The sequence below is a fragment of the Pinirhizobacter sp. genome (assembly GCF_035317885.1).
GTDB lineage: Bacteria > Pseudomonadota > Gammaproteobacteria > Xanthomonadales > Rhodanobacteraceae > Pinirhizobacter.
The window spans coordinates 1-11,480 of the sequence record NZ_DATHFX010000384.1 but is presented as its reverse complement, the minus strand read 5'-3'; the positions used below and the strand labels follow the sequence as shown (position 1 = coordinate 11,480).

Below are 11,480 nucleotides of genomic sequence, written 5' to 3'. Positions count from 1 at the left end.
AGCGCTGCCAGAAGCATCAGGCGCCGGAAACGCAACTGCTGCTCCGGAGCGCTTTCGCTCCTGGCCACGCGCAGGCTATCCATCGGGACGATACCTCGCTCCCCGCTCGCCTACCCCCTTGCCGCAACCGGCTTGCGCACGGTCATGGCCCCCTGTAACAGCGGCCCCGGTTACTGGCCCAACCATTGCGGGCGACCATATCGAGGCTACCCTTGTGTGGCAATGGCAAGACATGTCCGGCCAAAGAATTGGCCGAATTTGCACATAGGTCGCCCAGCTACAATAGTGGCATGGAATCGCCCCGCAAACCCGGACAGGCCCGCGCCGTCCAATACATCGCCCTGGCACGCGCCGCCTTGATCACCCTGCTGGGACTGCTGCTGGTATTCCGTGCCGTCGCCTCGCCGGACCCCGCCTGGCGTGTGACGGGAAGCGCCCTGGCCTTCGCCCTGGTCTTGCTGGGCACCTTGATGGGCGCCCGGGCGATGCGGCGACTGCAGCAACTTCGCGCCGGGCTCCCTCCGGGAAATACACCCGGCACGTAATCGGCACCGGCACCAGCGGACCCATGGGTTTCGACCCCGCTTCCGGCCGCCTGCAGCCCCGATGGCCGCCTTTGTCGATGCGGCGCAAAAAACTGCAACTCCTTAAGTACAGGGGAGTTCTGCCGATAACACAGATAAGTTGTAAATATCAGCATGATAGTTTGTGATCCAATTCACAGACTTTTGTATCTTTTCCTGACTCTGCGGGCACAATAGTCGCGACGGGTCATATCGGTGGCGCCACGGGGGACACGGGGCGCCTTGGGGCATTCGCATCGTCGCGGACACTCGTGGCGGGCACTGGCGGGAAACGTGGAGCGGATGAACAGACGGATCGGTCCGGGCTGGCAATGGCGTCGCATCTGGCTTGCGATGCTGCTGTTGTGCGCCGGATTCGAAGCCGTGCACGCCCAGGACCTCAACGGCGCGTGGCGGGAAGTACGTCCCGGCGACACGCCCGCGCAAGTGATTTCCGAATTCCGCGAAGGCCACCTGCTGCCGTTTTCGCCCTCGCGACTACAGTCGTTTCCCACCCAGCGCGACGGCGCCTGGGTGGTGTTGCAGATGCAGCCACCCTATATCGCCGACGACCGTGTGCTGCACGTGGACACGCCGCCAGCCGGCGCGGTCAGCCTTTACGCCAGTGGGCGCGCACCGGTGCGCATGGCCCTGGACGACTTCTCCAATGTGGTCCATGGCCACGGGCGCCTGGCATTCGTCCTCATGGCCGAGCAAAGGGCGGCCGACCCGATCCTGCTGAAGTTCGAACCGGCGCGAAGCATGCCGGCGCCGGTGACCTTCCGCATGCAGTCGTGGCCCGACTACCTCGATACCGACGCCGGCTGGCTGGTGTTCGCCACCAGCTGTTTCGCGGTGATGCTGGCCATGGCGGCGATGGCGCTGTGTTTCGCACTGATGCTGCGCGACATGCTGTTCGCCTGGTATGCCGGTTACCTGGTCTGCTACGTGCTGATCCAGGCCACCCAGACCGGTTTCATCTACCACCCGCTGGAACTGCAGTTCCTCTCGGGGCTGGGCGCGGTGATCGCCGGAGCCACCGTGGCCATCTCGGTAAGTTTCGCCGCGATCTTCCTGCTGCGTTTTGCCGAGATCCGGCAATACGTGCCACTGCTGCGCGTGCCGATCCTCGCACTGGCCTTTGGCATGCCCCTGGTGGCCCTGGCCCGGTTGACCGGCATCGAGGTACTGATGAGCACCAGCCAGGTGCTGACAGGGCCGTTGCTGATCCTGGGCTCCGCCCTGCTGCTGCTGGCCTCGATGATCGCCGCGGTACGCGGATCACGCTATGCCTGGTTCTTCCTTGTCGGGTGGACGCCATTGCTGGCGCTGACCTCGCTCCGCGCCATCCAGGTCAGCGGGTTGCTGGCCGATGCCTTCTGGTTGTCCGATGCGCCGCTGGTCGCCGGTGCCTTCGAGGCGGTGGTCCTGTCCGTGGGCCTTGCCGACCGGGCGTTGATCCTGCGCCGCGACCGCGACCGCGCCCAGGTGCTGGCCGACAACGACGCGCTGACCGGTGTGCTCAACCGCCGCGCGTGGAACGAAGGTGCCGATGCCCTGCTGGCCTCCAGCCCGCCGCGGCCATTGAGCGTGCTGTTCCTGGATCTTGACCACTTCAAGGAATTGAACGACTGCCAGGGCCATGCCGCCGGCGACCGGGCACTGATCGCCGTTGCCGACGCCCTGCGGGCGGAACTGCGCCCCGGCGACCTGCTGGGACGTTACGGCGGCGAGGAATTCGTAGCCCTGCTCGACGGCGTGGACGCCGACAACGCGGTACACGTGGCGGTGCGGTTGTGCCGGCGCGTGCATCGGCTGGAATTGAACGTGGGTACCAGCGGCAACCTGCTGACGGTAAGCATCGGCGTGGCCATGCGCAACGCCAGCGACAGTGTCGACGACCTGATCGAACGCGCGGACGCGGCGATGTATGCGGCCAAGCTTGCCGGGCGCAACCGCGTGATGCTTGAAACCCAGCTCCGCCCCGGTGCAAACCGCCGCCGGCCCGCCACCCAGCGGGCTGCGCAATCGGACTGAGCTAGGCCAGTTCCCCGGCGGCGGCCACGATGTCCGCCTCGCCCGGCAATACCAGCAAAGCGGCGCCGGCCAGCGGGGTGAACGTATCGGCACCGACCACGCGGCGAAGCGGCGTGGCACCGAAACCGGCCTCGACGATGGCAGTGATCACGCCCTCGCCCACGCCAGCGCTGCGACGGCCTTCGTCGACGACGATGATGCGCCTGGCACTGGCCGCCTGCGCGGCGATGAAAGCGTTACTGAGGGGAGCGAGCCAACGCAGGTCGACCACGCGGGTCTTCCATCCGTGCGCGGCCTCGATGCCCCGGGCGGCACGAAGGCTCATCGGCACGCCATTGCCGAAGGTGAAAATCACAAGGTCGTCGTGGGCTGAGTCGTAGACGCGGCCCTCGCCCAGTTCAAGGGCGCGGCCCTCCGGCGGATAGGCGAACTGCCAGCCACCGTCACCTGGCTGGTAAAGATCCTTGGTCATGTACAGTGCGATCGGCTCCAGGTATGCGCAGACGCGGCCATCCACGCGGGCAAGCGCGGCAAGCGTGCGGAGCATGGCCACGGCGTCGTCGCCACGGCTGGGACAGCCCACCACCAACCCCGGGATGTCACGCAGCGCGGCGATCGAGTTGTCGTTGTGGAAATGGCCGCCAAAGCCCTTCTGGTAGCCGAGCGAGGCCACGCGCATCAGGATGGGGTTGCGGAACTGGTCGTTGGAGAAGAACTGCAGTGACGCAGCCTCTCCTCGGATCTGGTCGCAGGCATTGTGGAAATATGCCAGGTACTGGATCTCGGGAATCGGCAGCATGCCCATGTTGGCGTAACCCTGGGCCAGGCCCAGGATCATGGTTTCATCAAGCAGGGTGTTGAAAACCCGTGTGTTGCGAAACGCCTTGTGCAATCCCCTGGTCACCGTGTACACACCGCCCTTCTGCGCCACGTCCTCGCCGAACAGCAGGCTTTCGGGGTATTTCGCCATCAGTTCGTGCAGGGCCTGGTTGATCTGGATCGCCAGGTGCCTGGGCGGTTGCGCCTCGGGCAACTTCGCCGCACCCCCGAAGGCGGCCTCGCGGCGTGCGGGGTCCGCCGCGCGTCTCGCCTCGGCGCGCACAGCGTCGGGCGAATAAGGCGCCAGCGGCGCCATCACCTGGGCAAGGCTGCCGATCTTCGGCCGGCGATCGGCTTCCTCGGCGGCGCCGAAACAACGCTTGCGGATCGCTTCGTAGAACTCGAGGAGGCCCGCACGGTCGAAAAGGCCCGACTCGAGCGCGATGGCTGCCGAACGAAGCAGCGGATCGGTGGCCTCCAGCGCATAAAGTTCCTCTACCGACCGCCACTCGATCTCGAAGTCGGTGCCGGCATGGCCCATCACGCGGGTGGTCGCCAGATGCAGGAACGTTGGGCGGCGCGTGCGCCGGCAGTGTTCCACCGCGCGCTCGACCTCGGCGTATCCGGCCGCCAGGTCCAGGCCGTCGGCCTGGAAATAATCCAGGTTGGCGCGATGCCGGAAGTTGCTCTCCACCCAGCCGCCCGGCGTCTTCACCGAGATGCCGATGCCATTGTCCTCGCAGACGAAAAGTACCGGCGCGGGAAGCTTCTGGTAGGCCGTCCAGGCCGCTGTGTTGAACGCGGTCTGCGCCGTGGCGTGGTTGCTCGACGCGTCGCCGAACGAGCAGATGGCGATCGAATCGTCGGGGATCGGCAGGGCATGGCCGATGCGCCGCGCCTGTTCGATGGCCACCGCCGTACCCAATGCCTTGGGCAGGTGAGAGGCGATGGTGGACGTCTGCGGCAACACCCACAGCGGCTTGCTGCCCCATACCTTGTGCCGTCCACCGGAGGCCGGATCGTCGCTGCTGGCGGCAAAGGACAATGCCGAATCCATCACCGGATCCATGCCCGGTAGCTTGCGGAAGCGTTCGGCCATGAAACCGCCGCTACGGTAATGCAGGAAGGCAGGGTCGGTATGGCGCGTGAGCCGCGCCACCATCGCATTACCTTCGTGGCCGGATGATCCAATGGTGTAGAACACCTTGTCCTTCACGCGCAGCACCCGGGCCATGAGATCGAGGTGGCGCGAGATAAGCTGCGATTCGAACAGCTCCAGGAAACCGCGCGCGGTCAGCCGGCTGCCGGGCAGTATCGGGGCGTCGTCATGCGGCACCTGGCGCACATCGCCCTGCCATTGCTGCACGTACTCAGCAAAGTTCGCATCGACGATCTCGGCGCGGTTGAAACCCTTGTGGCGGGCGGGAATGACAAACTCGGTGGCCATCTTATGCTTCTTGATCAGGCGTGCTGGCGCATGGAAGTGTGGCCAGGCTGCGCCGCGACGCGGTCGAGCCAGGCGTTGACGGCGGGGTAGCTGGAAAGATCGAATCCGCCCTCCCTCGCGCAATGGGTATACGCATACAGCGCGATGTCGGCGACGCCGTAACGTTCGCCGACAAAGAAGCTGCGACCGGCCAGGTGTGATTCCATCACCGCCAGTGCCTTCTTGCCGCCGGTGACCAACCGTGGCAGGTCGGCATGGCGGGCGTGGTGGGCCGGAAGGAAACGCTCGATGAAACGCGCTACAGCGATATAAGGCTCGTGGCTGTACTGCTCGAAGAACAACCACTGCAGCGTTTGCGCGCGTTCCCAGGCGTCACCCGGCCACATCCAGGTGCCCTCGGCCAGGAAACAGGCGATGGCGTTGGATTCGGCCAGCCGCCGGCCATCGTCGAGTTCCAGCAACGGCACCTTGCCATTGGCGTTACGCGCCAGGAAAGCCTCGGTTTGTGTCTCGCTGTTGGCGCTGTCCACGTCGACCCACGCATAGGGGCGGTCGAGCTGGTCGAGCAACAACTGCAGCTTGTAGCAGTTTCCGGACGTGCGGTTGCCGTACACGGTAAGCATCAGTGGGCTTCCTGGCGAATGCTGAGGAGGGCTGCGCGGGCGAGGTCTTTCTCGCGGCCGAACGAACGCAGGATGCGCACCTGTTCGGCACGAGTGGGAACCATCACCGCCTGGCCGAGCACATCCACCGGCGTGACGTGCCGCGCACGGACCGGCTGCCATCCGGCGCCGTCGACATGCAGGTCGAGCCCGCCCATGATTTCCACGCGCCAGGGCTCGAAGGCGAAACGTCCGTACCGCGAACGGAACAGGTCGCTCACATCCGACGGCGCCACCGGCAGGCGCTGGGAAGCCCAGCATGCCAGCAAGGTATCGGCATCGCGCACGGTGGTCATGACGTCGATGTCGGCGACCTCGACATCGGCGCCCACCAGCCACGCGGCGGCGCTGCCGATGATGGTCCACTTGTCGCGGCATCGCAGGTTCAGCTCGCCGGCGAGGGCTGCCAGCTGACCGCGCAATGCCGTGTCATGGGCCGGGTCGTGCGAAGCGATCATGCCGCGGCCCGATCGAGCATCAGAACGCGCTGATGCCGGTGACCTCGCGGCCGACCACCAGCTGATGCACCGTCTCGGTGCCTTCATAGGTGATCACCGATTCGAGGTTCAGCGCATGGCGGATGGCCGAGTGTTCGGTGGTGATACCCGCGCCGCCCAGGATGTCGCGGCAGGTGCGCGCGATATCGATGGCGATGCGGCAGTTGTTCCACTTGGCCAGGCTCACCTGGGTCGGTTGCATCTTGCCCGCGTCCTTCAGCCGGCCCAATTGCAGCGACAGCAACTGGGCCGAAGTAATCTGCCGGGCCATTTCCGCGAGCTTCAGCTGCACGGCCTGGTTGGCGGCAAGGGGACGATCGAACAGGATGCGTTCCTTCGAATACTCAAGCGCTTCACCGAAGCATGCGATGGCGGCGCCGATCGGCCCCCAGGTAATGCCGTAGCGGGCTTGGGTGAGACAGCCCAGCGGGCCTTTCAGGCCCTTGACGTTGGGCAGTCGGTTGGCGTCGGGAACGCGCACGCCGTCGAAGAACAGGCCGGAGGTAACCGATGCGCGCAACGACATCTTCTTGTGCACTTCCTGCGCCTTGAACCCCGGCGTATCGGTGGGCACGATGAAGCCCTGGATGCCCTCGTCGGTCTGTGCCCAGACAATCGCGATGTGGGCAAGGTTGCCGTTGGTGATCCACATCTTGGCGCCGTTGATCACCCAGTCGCCACCGTCCTTCTTCGCGGTGGTCTTCATGTTGGCCGGGTCCGAGCCGCCGTGCGGTTCGGTCAGGCCGAAACAGCCGATCACCTCGCCCCTCGCCATCGGCGGAAGGTACTGGCGCTTTTGCTCTTCCGAGCCATAGGCGTAGATGGGATACATGCACAGCGAGCTTTGCACCGAAGCAAAGCTGCGCAGGCCTGAATCGCCGCGCTCCAGTTCCTGGCAGATCAGTCCATAACTCACGCCGTTCATGCCGGCGCAGCCGTATTCCTCGGGCAAGGTGGCGCCGAGCAGGCCCATCGATGCCATTTCCGGGATCAATTCGGCCGGGAAGCGCGCCTGGTCGAAACAGTCGCCAATGATCGGCAGCACCCGCTCGTCGGTGAAGCGGGCCACGGTGTCCTGCACCATGCGCTCCTCGTCGGTGAGCAACGAGCGGATATCGAATAGGTCGAACGGATCCAGGCGGACGGCCATGGTCAACTCCAATGGAACGGGCAATCCGCCCATTCTAGCGGGCGGGGCCTTAGAAGATCATGGTGTGGTGCGGCAAAAGGCCAGTGCCCGCGCCATCACGTGAGGATCGGCCAGGATCGCGTGGTGCCCCAGGCCCGAGGTCCACAGGTGGTCCGCGCCGGGCCAGAGCCGAGCATATTCCTCGCCTTCGGAAAACGGCACGTCGGCATCGTCACGATCATGGATCACCAGCGCCGGCTGGGCCAGCGCCGGCAGCAGCGGCGCGGCCTGCAGATCGGCGATCGGAATGCCGGTGCGCGCGGCCAGCTGGTCATGCAGCGGCTCGCGCAGGCGCCGGTGCAGGCGAACCAGGTCCGCGAAGCGCGCGACGGCGGCCACCGGGTCGATCGAGGGCGATACCAGCACCGCCCGGCGCGCGGCGAGGCCCTGGGACAGCGCCAGGCTGGCTGCCGCCCCGCCCAGGGAATGCCCCACCACTGCCGCCGCCTCGCCGAAATGCCTGCCGACGCCGCGCAAGGTGGCGATGAATTCCGGCAGCGTCACCAGATGGCCGCCGCTGTGTCCATGGGAGGGCTGGTCGAACGCCACCGCGGCCATGCCCGCCTCGCGCAGGGCCAGCGCCCAGGGTTCAAAGCGCAGGCCAAAGCTGGACCAGCCGTGGGAGAACAGCACGTACGGCTGGCGCGCCGGGTCACCCCAGGCGTAGGTCGCAACCTGCACGCCGTCCACCGTGATGTCGCGGCGGACGGCCTGGCTATCAGCAGTGGCGGCGCGTGCCCGGGTGCGGCTGCTGGTGAACGGGGTGCAAAACAGCCGCGCCGCATGGCGCAGGGTATTACCCGGTGCGAAGCGGCTGCCCAGCGTGTAGCGGGCGCGCACGGCCGCGAGCTTGACCAGGAAGCCGGGCCCCACACGGCGGGCCTTGCGGGACTTGGAATGGGGGGGCATGGGGACGGGCAGCGGAAGGGCGAGCGAAAGATACCACCTGTCCGGAGCCGTGCTGCGGCGCAAGGAGCGCGGCCCTCGCCAAGGGGCTAGAATACGCGGCTGATGACCGCCCAGGCCCTACCCGGTGCGGTCTTTTTTTAGTTTTATCAACCACCTGGCCGCCGAATTCATAACGGCCATCATCCGCGGGACGGCCATCCCCATGGCGTCCTGGCCACTGGAGTTCGAAGTTCGATGATTTTTGAGACCATCGCCAATACAGGCCACGAGGAAGTCGTCTTCTGCCACAGCAAGGACGCGGGCCTGAAGGCCATCATTGCCATCCACAACACGGTCCTGGGTCCGGCGCTTGGCGGCTTGCGCATGTGGCCTTACAAGAGCGAGCAGGATGCGATCAACGACGTGCTGCGCCTGTCGCGCGGCATGACCTACAAGAACGCGGTGGCCGGCCTGAACCTGGGCGGCGGCAAGGCGGTGATCATCGGCGATCCGTCGAAGGACAAGTCCGAAGTGCTGTTCCGTGCCTTCGGCCGCTTCGTCAATTCGCTCAACGGCCGATACATCACCGCCGAGGACGTCGGCATCGACGTCAACGACATGGAACACGTGTTCCGTGAAACCGAATACGTCACCGGCGTGCACCAGGTGCACGGTGGCTCCGGCGATCCCTCGCCGTTCACCGCCTACGGCACGCTGCAGGGCCTGATGGCCGCGCTGCAGTTCAAGCACGGCAACGAAGACGTGGGCAAGTACAGCTACGCGGTGCAAGGTGCCGGCCACGTGGGCTCGGAGTTCATCAAGCTGCTGCGCGAACAGGGCGCCAAGGTGTTTGTCACCGACATCAACAAGGATGCGGTGCAGCGCTGCGTGGACGAACTGGGCTGCGAAGCGGTGGGCCTGGACGAAATCTACGACGTCGACGCCGACGTCTACAGCCCCTGTGCCCTGGGCGGCACCGTCAACGAGCAGACCATCGACCGCATCAAGGCCAAGATCATCTGCGGCGCGGCCAACAACCAGCTGGCCACCGACGCCATCGGCGACGAACTGTCCCGCCGTGGCGTGGTGTATGCCCCGGACTATGCCGTGAACGCCGGCGGCGTGATGAACGTCTCGCTGGAAATCGACGGCTACAACCGCGAGCGCGCCATGCGCATGATGCGCACCATCTACTACAACGTAGGCCGCATCTTCGAGATCGCCCAGCGCGACGGCATCCCTACCTACAAGGCCGCCGACCGCATGGCCGAGGAGCGCATCGGCATCATCGGCAAGATGCGCCTGCCCCATATGGGCAATGGTGCACCGCGCTTCCAGGGCCGCATGCGCGGGCAGTAAGCCCGTTGGCAGTGTCCCAGCAAACCCACCGCCGGGCATGCCCGGCGGTTTTTTTTGCGGACGGCACCCACATTCACGACCCCGGCGAACCAACCTGCTATACTGGCGGCGTCATTCGCGCAGGCTGTAAGTAACTGCTTACACGGATGTTTTCGACCAAAGGGGGCCCGCTCAGCGGGTGCAGTACACAACCAGCAACTTTCGATCACGACATGACCTTTCTTCGCGTCGTCGTCCCGCATGGCGATCCATCGGGTGATGTGAGCGTCGAGGAAGGCGTACCGACGGAAGGGAATTACCGAACATGAGCACGATCCCGGCAGAAGCCCTCAGCAACGACGACATCCTGGCCCGGCTGAAGGATGTCCTGCACGAAACCTTCGAGATCGATCCGGCGAAGGTTACCCCCGAGGCGCATCTTTTCACTGACCTGGAGCTCGACAGCATCGATGCGATCGACCTTGCCATCCAGGTCCAGGACATGACCGGCGCGCGCATCAAGCCCGAGGACTTCAAGAGCGTGCGTACGGTCGGCGACGTTGTCGCCACGGTTCGCGCGCTGATCGAGCGCTGAGCAGCCGGTGTGATGTCGCCAGCAGAGCGCGTCGACGCGCCCTCCTTCGCTCCCTGCGCCGTGGTACCGATCTACAACCACAAGGACACCATCGCAGCGACCGTGCGTTCGTTGCGCGGCCACGAACTTCCCGTGGTGGTGGTGGACGACGGCAGCAACCAGGCCACGCGCGAGGTGCTCGACGAGCTTGCCCGTCAAACGCCCGGCATGCGCCTGATCCGCCTGCCAGGCAACCAGGGCAAGGGCCGCGCGCTCTGCACGGGCCTGCTCGCGGCGCGTGACTCAGGCTTCACCCATGCCTTGCAGATCGACGCCGACGGCCAACACGACGTCGCCGACGTGCCGCGCTTCCTCGCCGCCGCCCGCGCCGCGCCCGATGCGATGATCTGTGGTCGACCTGTGTACGACGACTCCGTGCCGCGCGCACGGCTCTACGGCCGGTACCTCACGCATGCCTTTGTCTGGCTGGAAACACTCTCCTTCCAGATCCAGGATTCGATGTGCGGCTTCCGCCTGTACCCGCTGGACGAAACCTGTGCCGAAATCGCCCGTGCGCCGTTCCCTTCGCGCATGGACTTCGATACCGAAGCCGCCGTGCGCCTGTTCTGGCGTGGCGTGCCCGTGCATAACCTGTCCACCCGGGTGATCTATCCGGAGAATGGCTTGTCACACTTCCGCATGTTGCGCGACAACGTCCGCATCACCGCCATGCACGCCCGCCTGGTGCTGGGCATGCTGCCACGTGCGCCACGGCTGATCCGGCGCGCCGCCCGCAGGAAAACGACATGAAGCGCGTGGTCGTTACCGGCATCGGCGGCATCACGCCGCTGGGATCGGACTGGACCACCATCGCCACCCGCCTGGGCGAGGGCCGCAATGCCGTGCGGCGCATGCACGAGTGGGATTACTTCGATGCCCTGAACGGACGGCTGGGCTGCCCGGTCGACGATTTCGTGCTGCCCGACTGGCCGCGCCGGCACCTGCGTTCGATGGGCCGCGTGTCGCACCTGGCCGTGGCTGCCAGTGAAAAGGCCCTCGATGACGCGGGCCTGCTGGGCGATCCTTCCATCGCCGACGGTCGCATGGGCGTGGCCTATGGTTCCTCCGGCGGCAGCATCGAGCCGGCGCGCATGATCGGCCGGATGCTGGAAACCGGCTCCATGCAGGGCGTGACCGCCACCAGCTACATCCAGATGATGGCGCACACCACCGCTGTGAACGTGGGCGTGTTCTTCGGCCTGAAGGGCCGCATCATTCCGACCTCGAGCGCATGTACTTCGGGCAGCCAGGCCATCGGCTTCGGCTACGAAGCCATCGCCCACGGCAAACAGCGCCTGATGCTCTGTGGCGGGGCGGAAGAACTCTCAGGTCCGGGCGCGGCGGTGTTCGACACCTTGTTCGCCACCAGCACGCGCAACGATACCCCAGCGCTCACGCCGCGGCCG

The 11,480-nt window shown here is 65.8% G+C and carries 11 protein-coding genes; 6 read left to right on the top strand and 5 right to left on the bottom strand.

The genetic code is table 11. The features are described from left to right. Positions 1-290: 290 nt before the first annotated feature. Positions 291-545 carry a hypothetical protein gene (locus VK519_RS12735; protein ID WP_324350305.1) on the top strand — a complete coding sequence of 85 codons (255 nt, stop codon included), beginning with the start codon at positions 291-293 and terminating at the stop codon, positions 543-545. A gap of 321 nt (positions 546-866) precedes the next feature. After that, positions 867-2,600, top strand: coding sequence for a GGDEF domain-containing protein (locus VK519_RS12730; RefSeq protein WP_324350304.1), 1,734 nt, complete (start codon positions 867-869; stop codon positions 2,598-2,600). 1 nt (position 2,601) lies between these two features. Here VK519_RS12730 and VK519_RS12725 read toward each other — a convergent pair whose 3' ends face one another. Genes VK519_RS12725 through VK519_RS12705 form a run of 5 tightly spaced genes read right to left on the bottom strand, consistent with a single transcriptional unit; the run spans position 2,602 to position 8,123 of the window. Continuing rightward, entirely contained in the window at positions 2,602-4,866 is a 2,265-nt protein-coding gene (locus VK519_RS12725) for a thiamine pyrophosphate-dependent enzyme (RefSeq protein WP_324350301.1), read from the bottom strand. Positions 4,867-4,880: 14 nt separating this feature from the next. Next, positions 4,881-5,489, bottom strand: coding sequence for a glutathione S-transferase family protein (locus tag VK519_RS12720; protein WP_324350299.1), 609 nt, complete (start codon positions 5,487-5,489; stop codon positions 4,881-4,883). Beyond that, positions 5,489-5,986, bottom strand: a complete 498-nt coding sequence (locus VK519_RS12715; RefSeq protein WP_324350297.1) for a nucleotidyltransferase family protein — start codon at positions 5,984-5,986, stop codon at positions 5,489-5,491. Before VK519_RS12715 ends, VK519_RS12720 begins: the two co-directional genes overlap by 1 nt. Positions 5,987-6,005: 19 nt before the next feature. Next, the gene (locus VK519_RS12710; protein WP_324350295.1) at positions 6,006-7,175 is read right to left on the bottom strand and encodes an acyl-CoA dehydrogenase family protein; all 1,170 of its coding nucleotides are present in this window, start codon (positions 7,173-7,175) and stop codon (positions 6,006-6,008) included. Between the two features lie 57 nt (positions 7,176-7,232). Further along, entirely contained in the window at positions 7,233-8,123 is an 891-nt protein-coding gene (locus tag VK519_RS12705) for an alpha/beta fold hydrolase (RefSeq protein ID WP_324350293.1), read from the bottom strand. A 234-nt stretch (positions 8,124-8,357) separates the two neighbouring features. Here VK519_RS12705 and VK519_RS12700 point away from each other — a divergent pair, with 234 nt between their 5' ends. From VK519_RS12700 to VK519_RS12685, 4 genes are all read left to right on the top strand, one after another. Next, on the top strand, positions 8,358-9,461 hold the full coding sequence (locus VK519_RS12700; protein ID WP_250625667.1) for a Glu/Leu/Phe/Val dehydrogenase dimerization domain-containing protein: 1,104 nt from the start codon (positions 8,358-8,360) through the stop codon (positions 9,459-9,461). A 304-nt stretch (positions 9,462-9,765) separates the two neighbouring features. Then, complete coding sequence (locus VK519_RS12695; protein WP_250625666.1) at positions 9,766-10,035, top strand: acyl carrier protein; 270 nt, start codon at positions 9,766-9,768, stop codon at positions 10,033-10,035. Positions 10,036-10,047: 12 nt separating this feature from the next. Then, a complete protein-coding gene (locus VK519_RS12690) occupies positions 10,048-10,824 on the top strand; it encodes a glycosyltransferase family 2 protein (protein ID WP_324350289.1) in 777 nt (258 codons plus the stop codon). After that, a partial coding sequence (locus VK519_RS12685; RefSeq protein ID WP_324350287.1) for a beta-ketoacyl synthase N-terminal-like domain-containing protein occupies positions 10,821-11,480 on the top strand: 660 nt, incomplete at its 3' end. The genes VK519_RS12690 and VK519_RS12685, both read left to right, overlap by 4 nt.

What these genes read in the sequence shown, in the direction of transcription:
- VK519_RS12695 (WP_250625666.1), top strand. Translation starts at nt 9,766, where the DNA reads ATGAGCACGATCCCGGCAGAAGCCCTCAGCAACGACGACATCCTGGCC.
- VK519_RS12700 (WP_250625667.1), top strand. Translation starts at nt 8,358, where the DNA reads ATGATTTTTGAGACCATCGCCAATACAGGCCACGAGGAAGTCGTCTTC.
- VK519_RS12725 (WP_324350301.1), bottom strand. Translation starts at nt 4,866, where the DNA reads ATGGCCACCGAGTTTGTCATTCCCGCCCGCCACAAGGGTTTCAACCGC.
- VK519_RS12720 (WP_324350299.1), bottom strand. Translation starts at nt 5,489, where the DNA reads ATGCTTACCGTGTACGGCAACCGCACGTCCGGAAACTGCTACAAGCTG.
- VK519_RS12690 (WP_324350289.1), top strand. Translation starts at nt 10,048, where the DNA reads ATGTCGCCAGCAGAGCGCGTCGACGCGCCCTCCTTCGCTCCCTGCGCC.
- VK519_RS12705 (WP_324350293.1), bottom strand. Translation starts at nt 8,123, where the DNA reads ATGCCCCCCCATTCCAAGTCCCGCAAGGCCCGCCGTGTGGGGCCCGGC.
- VK519_RS12735 (WP_324350305.1), top strand. Translation starts at nt 291, where the DNA reads ATGGAATCGCCCCGCAAACCCGGACAGGCCCGCGCCGTCCAATACATC.
- VK519_RS12730 (WP_324350304.1), top strand. Translation starts at nt 867, where the DNA reads ATGAACAGACGGATCGGTCCGGGCTGGCAATGGCGTCGCATCTGGCTT.
- VK519_RS12715 (WP_324350297.1), bottom strand. Translation starts at nt 5,986, where the DNA reads ATGATCGCTTCGCACGACCCGGCCCATGACACGGCATTGCGCGGTCAG.
- VK519_RS12710 (WP_324350295.1), bottom strand. Translation starts at nt 7,175, where the DNA reads ATGGCCGTCCGCCTGGATCCGTTCGACCTATTCGATATCCGCTCGTTG.